The organism is Streptomyces sp. NBC_01335 (genome assembly GCF_035953295.1).
Classification (GTDB): Bacteria; Actinomycetota; Actinomycetes; order Streptomycetales; family Streptomycetaceae; genus Streptomyces.
In genome coordinates this window covers 1,335,623-1,351,676 of sequence record NZ_CP108370.1, presented here as the reverse complement: position 1 = coordinate 1,351,676, position 16,054 = coordinate 1,335,623, and the positions used below count along the sequence as shown (strand labels likewise).

Annotated in this window: 15 protein-coding genes; 7 read left to right on the top strand and 8 right to left on the bottom strand. The window is 74.7% G+C overall.

All coding sequences use genetic code 11. The annotated features are described in order from the left end of the window. Window positions 1-80 precede the first annotated feature (80 nt). Entirely contained in the window at window positions 81-626 is a 546-nt protein-coding gene (locus tag OG599_RS05535; protein WP_327179930.1) for a helix-turn-helix domain-containing protein, read from the top strand. A 25-nt stretch (window positions 627-651) separates the two neighbouring features. Here OG599_RS05535 and OG599_RS05530 read toward each other — a convergent pair whose 3' ends face one another. Continuing rightward, on the bottom strand, window positions 652-1,842 hold the full coding sequence (locus tag OG599_RS05530) for a TDT family transporter (RefSeq protein ID WP_327174813.1): 1,191 nt from the start codon (window positions 1,840-1,842) through the stop codon (window positions 652-654). A 70-nt stretch (window positions 1,843-1,912) separates the two neighbouring features. Between OG599_RS05530 and OG599_RS05525 the strand changes: the two genes are divergently transcribed. Continuing rightward, entirely contained in the window at window positions 1,913-2,848 is a 936-nt protein-coding gene (locus OG599_RS05525; protein WP_327174812.1) for a LysR family transcriptional regulator, read from the top strand. An 80-nt stretch (window positions 2,849-2,928) separates the two neighbouring features. Here the strand turns inward: OG599_RS05525 and OG599_RS05520 are convergent, their stop codons facing one another. Continuing rightward, window positions 2,929-3,738, bottom strand: coding sequence for an ABC transporter permease subunit (locus OG599_RS05520; RefSeq protein WP_327174811.1), 810 nt, complete (start codon window positions 3,736-3,738; stop codon window positions 2,929-2,931). Further along, on the bottom strand, window positions 3,735-4,643 hold the full coding sequence (locus tag OG599_RS05515; RefSeq protein ID WP_327174810.1) for an ABC transporter ATP-binding protein: 909 nt from the start codon (window positions 4,641-4,643) through the stop codon (window positions 3,735-3,737). The genes OG599_RS05520 and OG599_RS05515 overlap by 4 nt, the downstream gene beginning before the upstream one ends. Before the next feature lie 154 nt (window positions 4,644-4,797). On the opposite strand from OG599_RS05515, the gene OG599_RS05510 reads away from it, so the two are divergent. Then, window positions 4,798-6,030, top strand: a complete 1,233-nt coding sequence (locus OG599_RS05510; RefSeq protein WP_327174809.1) for a sensor histidine kinase — start codon at window positions 4,798-4,800, stop codon at window positions 6,028-6,030. Next, a complete protein-coding gene (locus OG599_RS05505; protein WP_327174808.1) occupies window positions 6,027-6,698 on the top strand; it encodes a response regulator transcription factor in 672 nt (223 codons plus the stop codon). The genes OG599_RS05510 and OG599_RS05505 overlap by 4 nt, the downstream gene beginning before the upstream one ends. A gap of 66 nt (window positions 6,699-6,764) precedes the next feature. Here OG599_RS05505 and eutC read toward each other — a convergent pair whose 3' ends face one another. From eutC to OG599_RS05490, 3 genes are all read right to left on the bottom strand, one after another. Further along, window positions 6,765-7,589, bottom strand: coding sequence for an ethanolamine ammonia-lyase subunit EutC (eutC, locus tag OG599_RS05500; RefSeq protein ID WP_327174807.1), 825 nt, complete (start codon window positions 7,587-7,589; stop codon window positions 6,765-6,767). Continuing rightward, on the bottom strand, window positions 7,586-8,983 hold the full coding sequence (locus OG599_RS05495; RefSeq protein ID WP_327174806.1) for an ethanolamine ammonia-lyase subunit EutB: 1,398 nt from the start codon (window positions 8,981-8,983) through the stop codon (window positions 7,586-7,588). Before OG599_RS05495 ends, eutC begins: the two co-directional genes overlap by 4 nt. A gap of 255 nt (window positions 8,984-9,238) precedes the next feature. Continuing rightward, window positions 9,239-10,441 (bottom strand): amino acid deaminase/aldolase, encoded by a 1,203-nt coding sequence (locus tag OG599_RS05490; protein ID WP_327174805.1) that lies wholly within the window; start codon window positions 10,439-10,441, stop codon window positions 9,239-9,241. Between the two features lie 568 nt (window positions 10,442-11,009). On the opposite strand from OG599_RS05490, the gene OG599_RS05485 reads away from it, so the two are divergent. Beyond that, complete coding sequence (locus OG599_RS05485; RefSeq protein ID WP_327174804.1) at window positions 11,010-12,242, top strand: hypothetical protein; 1,233 nt, start codon at window positions 11,010-11,012, stop codon at window positions 12,240-12,242. After that, window positions 12,239-13,513 (top strand): type VII secretion-associated serine protease mycosin, encoded by a 1,275-nt coding sequence (mycP, locus tag OG599_RS05480; RefSeq protein ID WP_327174803.1) that lies wholly within the window; start codon window positions 12,239-12,241, stop codon window positions 13,511-13,513. Before OG599_RS05485 ends, mycP begins: the two co-directional genes overlap by 4 nt. A 104-nt stretch (window positions 13,514-13,617) precedes the next feature. Here the strand turns inward: mycP and OG599_RS05475 are convergent, their stop codons facing one another. Continuing rightward, entirely contained in the window at window positions 13,618-14,571 is a 954-nt protein-coding gene (locus OG599_RS05475; protein WP_327174802.1) for a serine hydrolase, read from the bottom strand. 85 nt (window positions 14,572-14,656) lie between these two features. Between OG599_RS05475 and OG599_RS05470 the strand changes: the two genes are divergently transcribed. Further along, window positions 14,657-15,385, top strand: coding sequence for an SseB family protein (locus tag OG599_RS05470; protein ID WP_327174801.1), 729 nt, complete (start codon window positions 14,657-14,659; stop codon window positions 15,383-15,385). A 229-nt stretch (window positions 15,386-15,614) separates the two neighbouring features. Here OG599_RS05470 and OG599_RS05465 read toward each other — a convergent pair whose 3' ends face one another. Beyond that, window positions 15,615-15,974: a DUF1844 domain-containing protein gene (locus tag OG599_RS05465; protein WP_266702546.1), complete on the bottom strand. Its 360-nt coding sequence runs from the start codon at window positions 15,972-15,974 to the stop codon at window positions 15,615-15,617. Window positions 15,975-16,054: the final 80 nt, after the last annotated feature.

Here is a 16,054-nt window from a genome sequence, read left to right as displayed (position 1 = left end):
TGAGGGAATCGCGCAACCATGTGCGTAAGGTGCTGGCAGCCGGGAGGATGGCCGGACGGGAGGGAGCCGACATGGGCGAGATGGACGAGAAGGAAGCACTGCGGGTGGGCTCCGCCGTGCGCCGACGCCGAAGAACCCTGGGGCTCACGCTGGCCGCGGTGGCCGCGCGCAGCGGCCTCTCCGTGCCCTTCCTCAGCCAGATCGAGAACGAGCGCGCCCGGCCCAGCGCCCAGTCGCTCACCCGGGTCGCCGGAGCACTGGAGACCACCACCGCCAAGCTCCGCGAGGCCGCCGACTCGGCGCGCGCCGTGGACGTGGTGCGCGGCGGAGACGAGGACGGCGCCCGCCGGGTGGTGCGGGGCCGCCACCAGCTCAGCGCCCTGGAGTTCATCGGGGAGCAGGACCTCGGCCGCGAGTTCCAGCACCGCAACGACGAGCTGATGTACGTCGTCGAGGGCGCCGTCGACGTCGAGGCCGAGGGCCAGGCCTACCGCCTGGACCGCGGCGACACGCTCTTCCTCTCCGGCGGCGTCCGCCACCGCTGGCGGGCCACCCTCCCGGGCACCCGGCTGCTGGTCGTCGCGGTGGCCGAGCACATCGACGCCACCTACGACTCCCGCCGCTGACGGGCCCAGAGGTGCGGCCCCGTGCTCAGGCCGTCCGGACGGCGGCCGGCCGGGCGGACGCCCCGAGCAGCGTGCCGCCGAGCAGCCCCCGTACGGTACGGGTCCCCGCCACCGCCCACGCGGCCAGCAGGCAGACGAACAGCGCCTCGGCCAGCCAGCCGAAGGCGTGCAGCCCGGTGTGGCGGGCCAGGCCCGCCGCCCCGGTGACGCAGGTGCCGAGCGGGAAGGTGAAGCCCCACCAGGTCATCGCGAAGCCCATCCCGGCCCGCAGGGCGCGCACGGTCAGGGCGGTCGAGAGGGCCAGCCAGAGCAGCGCGAAGCCCATGACCGGCACCCCGTAGAGCACCGCCAGGGCCCCGAGCCCGGTCGCGTACGGGGCGCCGATCGCACCCGGCGCGACGTCGGCCAGCTGGTTCACGGCGGTGGTCGACTGGCCGAGCGGCCCCAGCACCAGGAAGAGCGTCGGCGTCAGCGCGAGGGGGAGCGGCCCGTGGTGCAGCAGCCGCGCGAAGACGAGGGGCAGCACCGCGAGCGTCGCCAGCAGCGTCAGCCCGAACATCGCGTAGCAGCCGAGGAGCAGCGCCTCGCGCCCCTGGCCCGCCGGGAGCCTGCTGATCAGGAGCGGGCCGAGCGCGGCGGAGACCAGCGGCGGGACCAGCGGCAGCAGCCACGCGGGGGCGGCGCTGCCGGGTTCGAGGCGGTGGCGCGTCACCATCAGGAACGGCACGGCCACCGCGACGGCCAGCCCCAGCACCGTGCCCGCCGAGTACAGCACCACGTCCACCACCAGCGCGGCCCGCTCGCCCACCACCGGCGTACCGGCCACCATCGTGGCCCCGCCCACCGAGAGCAGCGCCATCGGCAGACAGCCGAGGAAGGGGGCGACCGCCGGATCCAGCAGGTGGGCCCGGGCCTGGTCCCGGTGGTGGCGCCAGTGTCCGGCACGTGCGGCGAGCACGGCCACCAGCAGGACGGCGGAGACCGCCCAGACGACGGTGCACGCCCCCCGCAGCCCGGGCACGTCCACCGGCAGAGCCGTTCCGGCGCTCGCGACGATCGCGGTGCCCATCACCGTCGCGTACCAGTTCGGACCGAAGGCGCGCAGCGCCGGCCGCCTCGGGGCGGCATCGCCCGGGGAACCGGTAGGAGCAGGTGCGTCGGGGCGTGCGGTCGGTGCGGTCGGCGGCCGGGTCAGGGTCCGCTCATGGATGGCCATTACACGATTCTCCGCCGCGGGCACCGCCCCCACCAGGCACTCCATGTCTATGAGGTCATAAGCTGACGTTATGCCCCCTGTCCCCGACGCCCCCGCTCGCGTCCCGCTGGCCCACCGCGTCCCCGACCTCGGGGCACTGGAGCTGCTGCTGGCCGTCGCACGCCTCGGCAGCCTGGGCCGCGCCGCCAGGGAACTCGGCATCACCCAGCCCGCCGCCTCCAGCCGGATCCGCACGATGGAGCGGCAGCTCGGCGTCGCCCTGCTGGACCGCTCTCCGCGCGGCTCCACCCTGACCGACGCCGGGGCCCTGGTCACCGACTGGGCCCGCCGGATCGTCGAGGCGGCCGAGGCGTTCGACGCGGGCGCCCAGGCGCTGCGGGACCGGCGGGACTCCCGGCTGCGGGTCGCGGCCAGCATGACCATCGCCGAGTACCTCCTGCCGGGCTGGCTGATCGCGCTGCGCGCCGAACGCCCCGGCACCGCCGTCTCGCTGCTCGCCGGAAACTCCGAACAGGTGGCCCGCCGCCTCCTCCTCGGCGAGGCCGACCTCGGGTTCGTGGAGGGCCTCACCACCCCGGAGGGGCTCGACGGCACCGTCGTCGCCCACGACCGCCTGGTGGTCGTCGTCGCCCCCGTCCACCCCTGGGCCCGCCGCCGCACCCTGCTGACCCCGCAGGAACTCGCCGCGACCCCGCTGATCCTCCGCGAGCGGGGCTCGGGCACCCGCCAGGTCCTGGACGCCGCCCTCGCCGTCCACGGCGGACTCGCCCAGCCCCTGCTGGAGCTCTCCTCCACGACCGCCGTGAAGAGCGCGGCCGAGAGCGGCGCAGGGCCCTGCGTCCTGAGCGAGCTGGCCCTCGGCGAGGAACTCTCCGCGCGCCGCCTGGTCCCCGTCCACCTCACCGGCGTACGGCTCCGGCGCCAGCTGCGGGCCGTCTGGCCCACCGGACACCGCCCGGCCGGTCCCGCCCGCGACCTGCTCTCGCTGACCGCGCGGGCGGGCTGAGGACCCGTGGCGAACGGGCGCGTGGGCGTCACCGGCGCCCGTCGTCACGGGCCGCGAGGTGGAGGCCCCGGCGGCCCGGCCTACTGGTCCTGCCGTCGTACGGCTGTGCCGGCGACGGCCGCTGCCCCCAGGGCCCAGGCGGCGTAGACGATCCAGGCGCCGGCGGATGTCCATGGGTAGGCGGTCCGCGGCGTGAACGGGATCTCCGTCAGGCGGCTCCACGCGCGCAACGGGAGGGCGTGGTTGAGGACCGCCGACCAGTGGTGGTCCTCGCTGAAGAGGAACGGTGCCAGCAGCAGGAGGACGACGCCCGCGGCCACCGACGTTCCGGCGTGCCGCAGTACGGCACCGATCCCCATGCCGACCAGGGCACAGACAGGAGCGAGCAGGGCCGACGCGAGTACGGCGCGAAGGGCCCCCGGGTGGCTGATGGGGACGCCCACGTCACGGAGGCCCAGGATCGCCTGGGAGGTGGAGAAGGAGACGAGCGCGACCACGGCACCGAACACGGTCATGACCACCGCCGTGACGGCGAGCTTCGCCGCCATCACCGACTGCCGCGCGGGAACCGCGGTGAAGGTGGTGCGGATCTGGCCCGTGCTGTACTCGCCGCAGATCGCGACGACGCCGATGGCAACGGTCGCGAGGGCGAAGACCGTACTTGCGTTGTCGGTGAAGGCGTTCTGCACGGGGATGCCGTCGCGGACGTACTGCCGCGCGTGGCTTCCGGCGTTCCCTTCGTTCCAGTAGTGGTAGGTGTCGTACGCCTCGCCCGTGTTGAAGCCGATCGTCGCCAGCGCGGTCACCAGGTAGACCCACGGGGTCGAGCGCAGCGACCACATCTTCAGCCACTCGGCGGCGATCAGGTCGCGGAAGCGTACGGCGTTCACCGGATGTCCCCCGTGGTGTACTCGATGCTGTCGGCGGTGAGTTCCATGAAGGCCTCCTCCAGGGACGGGTGGTGCGTGGTCAGTTCATGCAGCAGCATCCGGTGCTGGAAGGCCAGCTCGCTGATCCGGGGCGCGGGCAGGCCGGTGACGGTGAGCACGCCGTCGTCGGCGCGAACGGTCGCGCCCTCGGCCGTGAGCAGCGGAGCCAGCGCGGCCGCGTCCGAGGCCCTCACGGTGACGGTGGTGCCGCCGGCACGGGCGGCGAAGTCCGCCAGGCTCTGCGCGGCGATGAGCGCGCCGCGGCCGATGACGACGAGCTCGTCGGCGGTGTGTTCCATCTCCGACATCAGATGGCTGGAGACGAAGACCGTGCGGCCCTCCGCCGCCAGTTGCCGGAACAGGCCGCGAACCCATTTCACGCCCTCGGGGTCGAGGCCGTTGAGCGGCTCGTCGAAGATCAGCACCGGCGGGTCGCCGAGCAGGGCGGTGGCGATGCCGAGGCGCTGCTTCATGCCGAGCGAGTAGCCGCTGATGCGGCGCCGGCAGGCGTCGGTCAGGCCCACCTCCGCCAGGACCTGGTCGACCCGGGTGCGCGGGATGCGGTTGCTGCGTGCCAGGGCGGTGAGGTGGGCCCGGCCGGTGCGGCCGCCGTGCACGTCGTTCGCGTCGAGCAGGGCGCCGACGTGGCGCAGGCCCCGCGGGCGGTCGCGGAAGCGTACGCCGTCGACGGTGACGGTGCCGGAGGCCGGCTCGTGCAGGCCCAGGGCCAGTCGCAGGGTGGTGGACTTTCCGGCTCCGTTCGGGCCGAGGAACCCGGTGACCCGGCCCGGTCGGACGGTGAAGCTCAGGGCGTCCACGGCGGTCTTCTTGCCGTATCTCTTGGTGAGTTCGCTGGCTTCGATCATGGCGTCAACGATGGCGGCCGGGGCCGCGAGGGGCATCGGCTCGCGGTTGACACTCGTGCGCCGCGGCCGTCAGCCATGGTTGTGGGGCTGTCACCCGTGGTTGTACGACCATGGTCCGATGACCCGGAGCGACTGCCGCACCTAAAATCGCGGCATGTCAGCGCACCCCGGCCAACTGCCGCTGCTCAAGCGCCTGTCGCCCGGCCGCTGGACGGCACTCGTCTGGCTCGGGGCGATGGGCTGCGCGTTCGTCGACGAGTTCTTCGTCCTGCCGGGCGACAGCGCCCGCGACGACGAGCTCACCCCGGGTTTCGGCCAGGTGTTCGTGAGCTGGCCGATTCTGCCGACTGCCGCGGCCCTGGTGCTGACCGGCTGCCGGCTGCTGGAGCGCCGCCCGCTTGCGGCCTACGTCCTGTTGTTGCTCGGCTCGGTCTTCGGGGCGGCCCTGCTCGGCCAGGCGGACGAGTTCCCTCTGGTGCAGTTTCTGGCGCCGGACGTCGCCCTGTACTTCATCGCGGCCGGCACACCCCGCCGCAGCTCTGCCTGGGCGGCGGGGACGGCATGCGTGGTTCTGGTGATTCCGCTGACGGTGCGGATGTACGGGGGCGGCACCATCAATACCGCCGGGCAGCTCGCGGTGGCACTCACGGTGCTGGTCGCCTGGCTGCTCGGCAACTCCGCCCGCCAGTCGCGGCTCCACACCGAGCAGGTCAGAGCCCAGGCGGCCACGCAGGCGGTGACCGACGAGCGGCTGCGCATCGCCCGCGAGCTGCACGACGCCGTCGCGCACACCCTCGGCATCGTCGCCCTGCAGGCCGGTGCCGCCCGCCGGGTCATCGACAGCCAGCCGTCACGGGCCAGGGAGGCGCTCGGCGAGGTGGAGAACGCGAGCCGGGAGACCTTGTCGGGGTTGCGGCGGATGCTCGGCGCGCTGCGTGCGGCGGACTCCGCGCAGACCGTGCCGCACGGAGCACCCGGCCTCGACGACCTCGACCGGCTGGCCGCTGCCACCACGTCCGCGGGGGTGCGGGTGGTGGTGGAGTGGAAGGGGCAGCGGCGGCCGCTGCCACCGGACCTCGACCTGTCCGCGTACCGCATCGTCCAGGAGTCGCTCACCAACGTGGTCCGGCACGCCGATGCCCGCTCCTGCCTGGTGCGCATCAACTGTGGAGAGACGGAGATCGCCCTGGAGATCACCGATGGCGGCCGCGGCCCGGGCGACGAGCCCGCTGCCGGTTACGGCCTCGCCGGTATGCGCGAGCGCGCCGCCCTGCTGCACGGCGCATTCACCGCGGGGCCGCTTCCCGGGGGCGGCTTCCAAGTGGCGGCCCGGCTTCCCGTACCGGGGCCCACCCACTTCGAGCCGAGGGAGGTGGCGGCGACGTGACCGTCCGCGTCCTGCTCGCCGACGACCAGCCCCTGGTCCGAACCGCCTTGCAGATGGTCATCACCGATGCCCCGGACCTGGAAGTGGTCGGGGAGGCGGGCGACGGTGCTGAAGCCGCCGCGCTCGCCGAGAGGCTGACGCCCGACATCGTCGTCATGGACATCCGGATGCCGGGCACCGACGGCATCGAGGCCACCAGGCGCATCACCGCAGGCCCGAGCGGCACCCGCGTGCTGATACTGACCACCTTCGACGACGACGAGTACCTCTACGGCGCCCTGCGCGCCGGTGCCTCCGGTTTCATCGTCAAAGACATGGCCTTGGACGACATCCTCGCCGCCGTCCGCGTCGTCGCCTCCGGCGACAGCCTCATCGCGCCCGGCCTCACCCGCCGCCTGATCGCCGAGTTCGTCGCCCGACGCTCCTGGACGGTGACACCGCCCGCGCCGCCGCGCCGCCTCGAGGGCATCACCGACCGCGAGCGCGAGGTGCTCACTCTCATCGGCAGCGGCCTGACCAACGCGGAGATCGCCGAGAACCTGTGCATCAGCGGCGCCACCGCCAAGACGTACGTGACCCGCCTGCTCTCCAAGCTCGACGCCCGCGACAGAGTGCAACTCGTCATCCTCGCCTATGAGGCGGAGCTGGTGACCGTCACCCGTGAGTGACGCGCCTCCATTCATGCCGTCGTCCCCGTACCCCCGGACACCACCCAGCCGGAGGCCGCCAGGACATCACGAGCCCTGGTCGGGGGGCGGCAGCGCCGCCGGATCCCCAGGCTCCTCGCCACTCAGCGCCACCCCCGAGAGCCCGAGCCGCTCCGCCCCGGCGACGAGTGAGGCGATCGTGCGTGCGGCCGCCGGGTAGCCGAGCCCGGCCGGGGGGTGGATGTTGGAGACGCAGTTGCGCTCCGCGTCCCGCCGCCCGGTCCGGGGCCCGTACGTCAGATACGCCCCGAGACTGTCGGCGGCGCTGAGCCCGGGGCGTTCGCCGATCAGCACGAGCACCAGCCGGGCGCCGACCCGTTCCCCGATCTCGTCCCCGAGCGCCACCCGCGCCTGGGAGGCGAGGACCACCGGAACGCCCTCCCGGCCGCCGCCCTCGCCTGTGCCTGCGCCCCCGCTCCCGCCGAGCAGCGGCACCAGCGCCTCCAGCAGCGGCAGCGCGTGGCGCTGGACCGCCGTGGCGGAGAGCCCGTCCGCGATCACCACCAGCGTTCCGCCGCCGGGCAGCCCCGCCAGGCGGGTCCCGTCGTCCGGATGCAGCTTCCTGCCCAGGTCGGGGCGGCGCAGATAGGCCGCCCGGTCCGGGGCGGCGCTGCGCACCTCGGCGACCGGATGGCCCGTCAGCCCCGTACGCAGGGCTGCGAAGTCCACCGCCTGGTGGACCGCGTCCCGCGCCAGGGCGTGCGCGGCCTGGAACTCCAGCAGATGCCGCAACGGCAGTCCGTGGCCCGTCCGCCCGAGCCCCACCCGGGCCGGGGTGTGCCGGCGCAGCGGCTCCCAGAGGTCGGGGCCCCGGTGCTCCTCCGGGCTCCTGTTCTCCGCCGGCCCGCTCACGCTTCGCCGATCATCGCGGCGAGACCGGCGGCCAGCGGGCTGTGCGCGACCGGCGCCACCGCCCGGCCCTCGGAGTCGTACATCCCCATCCGCTCCATCCACGCCTCGAACTCCGGTGCCGGACGCAGCCCCAGCACGGACCGTACGTACAACGCGTCGTGGAAGGAGGTGGACTGGTAGTTCAGCATCACGTCGTCGGAGCCCGGGACCCCCATCACGAAGGTGCAGCCCGCCACCCCGAGCAGTGTCAGCAGGCTGTCCATGTCGTCCTGGTCGGCCTCGGCGTGGTTGGTGTAGCAGACGTCGACGCCCATCGGCAGACCGAGCAGCTTGCCGCAGAAGTGGTCCTCCAGCCCCGCCCGGATGATCTGCTTGCCGTCGTAGAGGTACTCCGGGCCGATGAACCCGACCACCGTGTTGACCAGCAGCGGACGGAACCGCCGCGCCACCGCGTAGGCGCGGGCCTCCAGCGTCTGCTGGTCGACGCCGTGGTGCGCGTCGGCGGAGAGCGCGCTGCCCTGGCCGGTCTCGAAGTACATGACGTTGTCGCCGAGTTCGCCCCGCCCCAGGGAGAGCCCCGCGTCGTGGGCCTCCGCGAGCAGGGCCAGATCGATGCCGAAGGCGCGGTTGGCGGCCTCGGTCCCGGCGACGGACTGGAAGACCAGATCCACCGGTGCGCCCCGCTCGATCGCCCGGAGCGTACGGGTGACATGGGTGAGCACACAGGTCTGCGTCGGGATCGCGTACCGCTGCCGGATCTCGTCCGTCAGCCGCAGCAGATCCGTCACCGAGGCCAGGGAGTCGGACGCCGGGTTGATGCCGATGACCGCGTCCCCGCAGCCGTACAGCAGCCCGTCGAGCACCGAGGCCGCGACGCCCCGGGGATCGTCCGTCGGATGGTTGGGCTGGAGGCGCACCGAGAGCCGCCCCGGCAGCCCGATCGTGTTCCGGAACCGGGTGACGACCGTGCACGCGCGGGCCACCTGGACCAGATCCTGGTTGCGCATCAGCTTGCTCACCGCGGCGGCCATCTCCGGGGTGAGACCCGGCGCCAGCGCCGCGAGCGCGGCCGGGGTCGCCCGGTAGGAGAGCAGCCAGTCGCGGAACTCGCCGACCGTCAGCCCGGCGACGGGCGCGAACGCGCCGGCGTCGTGGGTGTCGACGATCAGCCGGGTGACCTCGTCGTCCTCGTAGGGCACCACCGGGTCTTCGAGGAAGGCCCGCAGCTCCACCTCGGCCAGCGCGATCCGGGCCGCCGTACGCTCCGCGTCGCTCCGCGCGGCGACCCCCGCCAGCTCGTCCCCCGAACGCGCCGGACCGGCCCGCCCGAGCAGCTCCCGCAACCCGTCGAACCGGAAACCGGCCACCCCGACGGAGGCCGTGTACTGGGGCATGGCCGCACTCCTTCACCCGACAGGCGCTGAGACCACGAGCCTGCCACACGGTCCACGGTCCTCGGGGGAACGTCCGCCGTGCCACATGCCCTTAGGCCGTGTCTGACCATTCCCGCCGGGCGGTCGGCGCCCGGCACGGCACCTCGCGGCGTTGTCGGACCGCCCGCGTACATCCCGTACGCGGGCGGTCCTCCGCCTTGCGATGCACCGCACCGGACACCGCCCGCCGATCCGACGCGCATGGTCAGACACGTCCTAGAGGAACGTCCGCCCCTCACCGCGGTACGTCGGCACGGTGGCCGTGATCCGGTCGCCCTCGATCAGGTGCAACGCGTCGAACCGCTCGCACAGTTCGCCCGCCTTCGCGTGCCGGAACCACACCTTGTCGCCGATCAGCAGATCGTCGGCGGCCGACCCCAGCAGCGGTGTCTGGACCTCGCCGGGCCCCTCCTGCGGGTCGTAGCGCAGCCCTTGGGGGAGGTACGGGACGGGGAGCCGGTCCGGGCCCGCCGCGCCGGACGCCGGATAGCCGCCGCCGAGCACCGTCACCACGCCCACCCCCGGCCTCCGCACGACGGGCTGCGCGAAGAGCGCCGCCGGACGCCCCCTGAACGACGTGTAGTTGTCGAAGAGCCGGGGGACGTACAGCCCCGAGCCGGCCGCGATCTCCGTCACCGCGGACTCCGCGGCGGTGTGCTGCACGCTGCCGGTGCCGCCCCCGTTGACGAACTCCAGGTCCGGCACGACCGCGCGCACCGCGCGCACCACCTCGGCCCGGCGCACCACCAGCTCCCGGCGGGCCGTCGCCTGCATCAGCCGGATGGCCCGGGACCGCAGCGGACGCCCGGAGACCGCGTCCCCGACCCCCGCGATGTGCCCCTCGTACGCCATCAGGCCGACCAGCCGGAACCCCGGCCGCCGCGCCACCGACCTTGCCAGGTCGGCGAGTTGGGCGGGGGAGCGGAGCGGCGAGCGGAGCGCGCCGACCCTCACCCGGCCGCCCAGCAGGCGCAGCGAGGTGTCCAGCTCCAGCGCGACCCGGATCTCCTCCGTGCCGCCCGCGCGGGACGCGTCGATCAGCTCCAGCTGCGCCGGGTCGTCCACCATCACCGTCACCGAGGCGGCGAGCTTCGGATCGGCGGCCAGCTCGGCGAAGGCCGAGCGGTCGGCGGACGGGTAGGCGAGCAGCACGTCGTCGAAGCCCGCCCGGGCCAGCCAGAGCGACTCCGCCATGGTGAAGGACATGATCCCGGCGAACCCCGGCCGGGCGAGCACCCGTTCCAGCAGGGCCCGGCAGCGGACGGACTTGCTCGCCACCCGGATCGGCTTCCCGGCAGCGCGGGCGACGAGGTCGTCCGCGTTGGCGTCGAACGCCTCCAGGTCGACCACCGTGAGCGGTGCGTCGAGATGGGCGGTGGCCCGGTCGTAACGGGCCCGGTCAGTGGCGCGCACAGTCATGGCGGCAGCTTGCCAGAGAGGCGTACCCATCGGTAAGGGCCTGCGGGGAATCACCGTTCCCCGTCCCCGCTCCCGGCCGGACCCGGTACGCGGGCCCGGCCGGGGAACGAACCGCGCGGATGCGACGCCCGGACGGACCCGTTCCCCGCGGTCCGCCCGCAGCCCGTAGAGTGACCGGCACGCGGCGACCAACGGGCTTGCCCGGGTGCGTGTTCCGCGAGCGGTAGCGGTACGCGAGGCGAACCAGGGGGACGGGATGAGTACCGAGGCGCAGCACGCTCCCGTGCCGCCCCGCCCACCGGTCCCGCCCGGCACCACCACGCCCCCGACCCCCGGAACTCCCGCACAGGCCCCGGGCGCCGCCGCTCCTCCTGGCGCGCCCGTCGCCCCTTCGGCGCCCGGCGACCCTGCGGCTTCTGCTGCGCCCGCCGCTCCTGCTGGCCCCGGCGCTCCTGTAGCTCCCGTCGCTCCTGCTGCTCCTGCTGCGCCCGGCGTTCCCGGGCAGGCCGTGCCCGCCGCGCCGCCCGCTGTTCCCGCTGGTTCTCCCGCTGTTCCTCCTGCGCCCGCGATGCCCCCCGCGCCCCCCGCGCCCCCCGCCTCCTCCGGCCGGCCCCCGTCCGGCCCCGGGCAGATCCCCTCCGAGACCACCCGGCGCCTGCGCCCGGGAGCCACGGCCGCGCAGCCCCCCGTACCGCCGTCCGTCCCCGCACCGACGCCGTCCGAGACCACCACCCGCCTGCGGCCCGTCCCGGCCGCCCCCGTGCGCCCCGCGCCGCAGGTCCCCGGCGCCCGGCCCCCGGTCACGCCCGCCCGGCCGCCCGTGCCGCCGCCCGGCGCCCAGCCGCCGGTGCCGCCGCCCGCCGCCCGGCGCAGGCCCGTCGGGGCGGTGGACCTCACGCCGCCGCCCGGCGCCCCGCCCGGCCCGCCGCCGGCCCCGTACGGGATGCGGCACCCCAGCACGTACCCCGTACCGCCGCGCTACGGCTTCCCCGAGACGCCGATGGAGCTGACCACCCGGCTGCGGCCGATCAGGCCGGAGCCCCGGCAGCGGGCCAGGACCGTCGCCGCGGCCGTCTGCGTCGTGCTCGGCATCGGTCTGATCGGCGGGGCGGCGGCCGGGGCCTGGCTCACCGACGACGCCTCCGCCTCGTCCGGCGGGAACACCTCCTGGTCCACCGCCCGCAGCGCCTGGCACAGCCTCCCCGTCGACACGCTCTTCCCCCGCACCCTCCAGGGCAAGGGAGCCGGACCGGGCGGAGCCGACCGGGTGTGGACCCGGCTCGGGGTGGCCGCCGACGGCGACTGCGCGGAGGCCCTCGACCCGCTGCTGGTACGCGCCCTCGGGCCGGTCGGCTGCGTACGCGTGGTCCGCGCCACCTACACCGACGCGACGCGCAGCACGGTCACCACCGTCGGCATGGTCTTCACCGAGGCGGACGACACCGCGATGCGGGCGCTCGCCACCCGGTTCGCCGACCAGAAGCTGGGCGAGCGCAAGGACCTGATGCCTCGTACGTACCCCGTGCCGGGCACCGCCGCCGAGGGGTTCGGGGCCGTCCAGCGCGCCGCCTGGACGACGCACGTCCTGACCGAGCTCCCGGTCCTCGTGTACGCGGTCTCCGGGTTCGCGGACGGACGGGCCGTCACCGATCCGCAGCCCGCCGCCCTGGCCATGGCCCGGGGCGCCACCACGGCCGTCGCCGAGGCCGGCCTCGGCAACGACGCCGAGGGTGTGGCCGACCGGGTGGAACGCGCCCTGCGCACGACCGTCGCCGACCTGACGGAGAAGAAGCCGCGATGAGCCCCCGATTCCCCGCCGCACCCGGCACCGCCCGCTTCCCCGCCGCACCCGGCACCGCCCGCGCCACCGCCGCCACCGGGCGGGCGCGGGCCGCGCGGGCCCTCGTCGCCGCCTGTGCCGCCGGGCTGCTCGCACTGCTGCCCGCCACCCCCGCGCGGGCCGACGCCATCCGCGACCGCCAGTGGGCCCTCGCCTCCCTCCACACCGACCAGGCCTGGCGGACCACCAAGGGCAGGGGCGTCACCGTCGCGGTGCTCGACACCGGCGTCGACGACAGCCACCCCGACCTCGTCGGCGGAGTGCTCCCCGGCAAGGACCTCATCGGCTTCGGCGCGGGCCCCGGCGACAAGGCGTGGGCCCTGCACGGCACCGCCATGGCCGGCATCATCGCCGGGCACGGCAACGGAGCCGGTCAGAGCGACGGCGTGCTCGGCGTCGCACCCGAGGCGAAGATCCTGCCGGTCCGGGTGATCCTGGAATCCACCGACGCCGCCCGGGCGAAGGCGCGCAAGTCCCGGGGCACCGCCCTCGCCGACGGCATCCGCTGGGCCGCCGACCACGGTGCCGACGTCATCAACCTCTCGCTGGGCGACGACAGCAAGTCCGCCCACGCGGACGCCTCCGAGGACAACGCCATCCAGTACGCCCTCGCCAAGGGTGTCTCCGTCGTCGCCTCGGCGGGCAACAGCGGGGAGAAGGGGGACAGCACCTCCTACCCGGCGGCCTACCCCGGCGTCATCGCCGTCGCCGCCGTCGACAAGTACGACACCCACGCCTCGTTCTCCACCCGGCACTGGTACGCCACCGTCAGCGCACCCGGCGACGACATCGTCGTCGCCAACCCGGACCGGCACTACTACATCGAGTGGGGCACCTCGGCCGCCGCGGCCTTCGTGTCCGGAGCCGTCGCCCTGGTCCGCGCCGCGCACCCCGACCTCACCCCGGCCGAGATCAAGACGCTCCTCGCGAAGACGGCCCGCGACGCCCCGGCCGGCGGCCGGGACGACACCCACGGCTACGGCATCGTCGACCCGCCGGCGGCCATCGCGGCGGGCGGGGACGCCGCACAGGCGGACAGCAAGGCCGCCGCGGCCGGCTACGGAAAGAAGTACTTCGGCTCCGGCCCCGACCCCGAGACCGACAGCGGCGGACCGGCCGCCTGGACCGCCCCGGCCGCCGGAGTGGCGGGCGTCCTGTTCCTGGCGGCCGCCGTGGTGCTGTGGCGCGGCAGGAACCGCCGGGTCTCCCCCTTCGGCCGGCCGAACCCGTAAGAACGGCCTTTCATCACCGTCCCTTCACGGGCTCCTTCATGGCCCCCGTCATGCGGCCGGCCGTGCGGCTCCTTCATGGGCCCGTCACACGGCCGGCCGCACCGTCAGCCCGCCGCCGCGAGCGCCCCCACCGCGGCCTTCGCCGCCGCCTCGACCAGCGTGATCCCCGCCTGCTGGGTGGCGTGCCCGTCGCTGACCACGGCCACCAGATACGTCCTGCCGCCCGACTCGACCCGCCCCACGCTGTTGATGTCCCACAGTCCGGTGGTGGTCCGGGGCATCCAGCCGTTCTTCAGGAGCGCCGCGCCGCCCGCCGCGGACACCCCCCACCGCTGGTCCGCCTCCACCTGGCCCATCAGCTCCTGGACGTAGGCCCGCGAGTCCGCCGACAGAGGAGAGGCCGACAGTGGGGAGCCCGCGGTGCCGGCGGACGGGGCGAAGACCGCCTCCAGCAGCCGCACCTGGTCGGCCGCGGTGGTCCGGGTCAGCCCCCACGCGTGGGAGGCGGTGGTACCGGTCAGCCCCAGCCGCTCGTTCGCCGCGTCGAGCGCGCTCGCCCCGCCGACGACCTGGAGCAGCCGCGTCGCCGAGGCGTTGTCACTGTTCTCGATCATGGTGGCCGCCGAGGCGCGCTCGCTCGCGGTCAGCTCCCGCCCCTCGTCCTGCGCGGCCAGCAGCAGGGCGGCCAGGATGTCCACCTTCACGATGCTGGCCGTGTCGAAGGTCTGCCCGGCGGTGCTCTCGTACGCTCCGCTCTCCCCGCTCTCCGTGTCGAGGACGGCGACCGACAGCCGCGCGTCACCGGCCACCGGCCGGACGGCCGCCGCCACCAGTGCGTCGTAGTCCACCGCGGGCTCCTCGCTCCTCGTCGCGGAGGGTGTGCCGCCCCCCGGCGAGGCGGCCCGCGACGAAGCCGAGGCTACCGAGGCCACCGGGTCGGCCGCGCCGTCGGCCGAGTGGCTCGTCAGGTACGCGCCGCCGGCCGCCGTACCGGCCAGCACGACCAACGCCGTCACCGAGGCGGACATCACTGACCTGCGTATTCTCAGACGGGGCATGGCCGCACGCTAGGAACCGCGGCTGAGAAGAGCCTGTGGCGAACCTGTCGTCCGGATGAGAAAAGGGACCCACTACGCTCGTCCCGTGGAGCTCAAGAACATCCCGGACCCCGGTTTCTCCGACGACGACGGCACCGCCGCACCCGAGCTGACGGCGGCGCTCACCGCCTGGTCGAAGGAGAGGTCGGCCGTCGGGCCGGTGCTCGCCGCCCTCCGGGACGCCCGGCTCCTGGTGCCCGTCGTCGCCGTCCTCGGCGAGGTGGAAGAGGACGAGAACGGGCTGCGCCGCGAGAAGACCAGCGACATGGCCGTCCCCACCCTCAAGGCGGGGAACCGGCGCGCGCTGCCCGCCTTCACCTCCACCGCGTCCCTGGCGCTCTGGGACCCGCAGGCCCGCCCCGTCGCCGTACCCCTGCACCAGGCGCTCCAGGCCGCCGCCCACGAGAAGGCGGACACGATCGTGCTGGACCTCGCCGGGCCCGTCCCCTTCGAGCTCTCCGGCTCCGTGCTGCGCGCCCTCACCGAGGGACGGACCAGCGCCGACCCGCTGGACGACCCCGCCGTCGTCACGGCCGTACGGGACGTCGTCGCGGCCGAACCCGCCGTGCTCCGCGCCCACCTGGGCCCGGGCAGTGCCGACGGCACCCTCGCGCTCGTCCTCGCCCCGGACGCCGTGCCCGCCGAGGTGGCACGGCGGGTGGCCTCCGCGCTCTCCGCCAGCGAGGTGCTGCGCGCCCGGCTCGTCCGCGGCCTCGACCTCGCCGTGCTGCCGGCCGACGCGCCCGCACCTGGCGAGGCGCTCTTCACCCGCTGAGCGGTCGGCCGGTTTCTGCCGGTTCGAGAGCCTGCCGGGCGCGGCACGCTCCTGGTGTTCTTCGCCGTCGGCTCCGCGGTCCTCACGCACCCGCTGACCGCGTACGAGAAGTGGTGACCGTGTCCGGGTGACTCGCGGCGGGGCGCCTCTCGCGTTCCGCGCCGGACACAGCACGGAGCCCGCCGTCCCCGAGGGGGAGGCGGGCTCCGTGCTGTGCTCCGGGGGCCGTCTAGCCGTAGACCGGACCCGTGTACTTCTCGCCCGGGCCGGTGCCCGGCTCGTCCGGTACGAGCGAGGCCTCGCGGAAGGCGAGCTGGAGCGACTTCAGCCCGTCGCGCAGCGGCGAGGCGTGGAAGGTGCTGATCTCGGTCGTGCTGGCGTCCAGCAGGCCGGCGAGGGCGTGCACGAGCTTGCGGGCCTCGTCGAGGTCCTTGTGCTCCTCGCCCTCCTCGGTCAGGCCGAGCTTCACGGCGGCGGCGCTCATCAGGTTGACCGCGACGGTCACGATCACCTCGACGGCGGGGACCTCCGCGATGTCGCGGGCCATTTCGTCGAAGCCGGGGTTCTCGGTGCTGGGGGCGTCACTCATGCCCCACACGATACGGCGGGTCCCGTACGTCCCCGCGCGCGGGAGCCGGGCCGGGGGCGTGAGGAGCCGTGGGGCGCGGG

Coding starts and splice junctions, on each gene's coding strand:
- OG599_RS05535 (WP_327179930.1), top strand. CDS start 81: ATGGACGAGAAGGAAGCACTGCGGGTGGGCTCCGCCGTGCGCCGACGC.
- OG599_RS05530 (WP_327174813.1), bottom strand. CDS start 1,842: ATGGCCATCCATGAGCGGACCCTGACCCGGCCGCCGACCGCACCGACC.
- OG599_RS05525 (WP_327174812.1), top strand. CDS start 1,913: ATGCCCCCTGTCCCCGACGCCCCCGCTCGCGTCCCGCTGGCCCACCGC.
- OG599_RS05515 (WP_327174810.1), bottom strand. CDS start 4,643: ATGATCGAAGCCAGCGAACTCACCAAGAGATACGGCAAGAAGACCGCC.
- OG599_RS05510 (WP_327174809.1), top strand. CDS start 4,798: ATGTCAGCGCACCCCGGCCAACTGCCGCTGCTCAAGCGCCTGTCGCCC.
- OG599_RS05495 (WP_327174806.1), bottom strand. CDS start 8,983: ATGCCCCAGTACACGGCCTCCGTCGGGGTGGCCGGTTTCCGGTTCGAC.
- OG599_RS05490 (WP_327174805.1), bottom strand. CDS start 10,441: ATGACTGTGCGCGCCACTGACCGGGCCCGTTACGACCGGGCCACCGCC.
- OG599_RS05485 (WP_327174804.1), top strand. CDS start 11,010: ATGCCCCCCGCGCCCCCCGCGCCCCCCGCCTCCTCCGGCCGGCCCCCG.
- mycP (WP_327174803.1), top strand. CDS start 12,239: ATGAGCCCCCGATTCCCCGCCGCACCCGGCACCGCCCGCTTCCCCGCC.
- OG599_RS05475 (WP_327174802.1), bottom strand. CDS start 14,571: ATGCCCCGTCTGAGAATACGCAGGTCAGTGATGTCCGCCTCGGTGACG.
- OG599_RS05465 (WP_266702546.1), bottom strand. CDS start 15,974: ATGAGTGACGCCCCCAGCACCGAGAACCCCGGCTTCGACGAAATGGCC.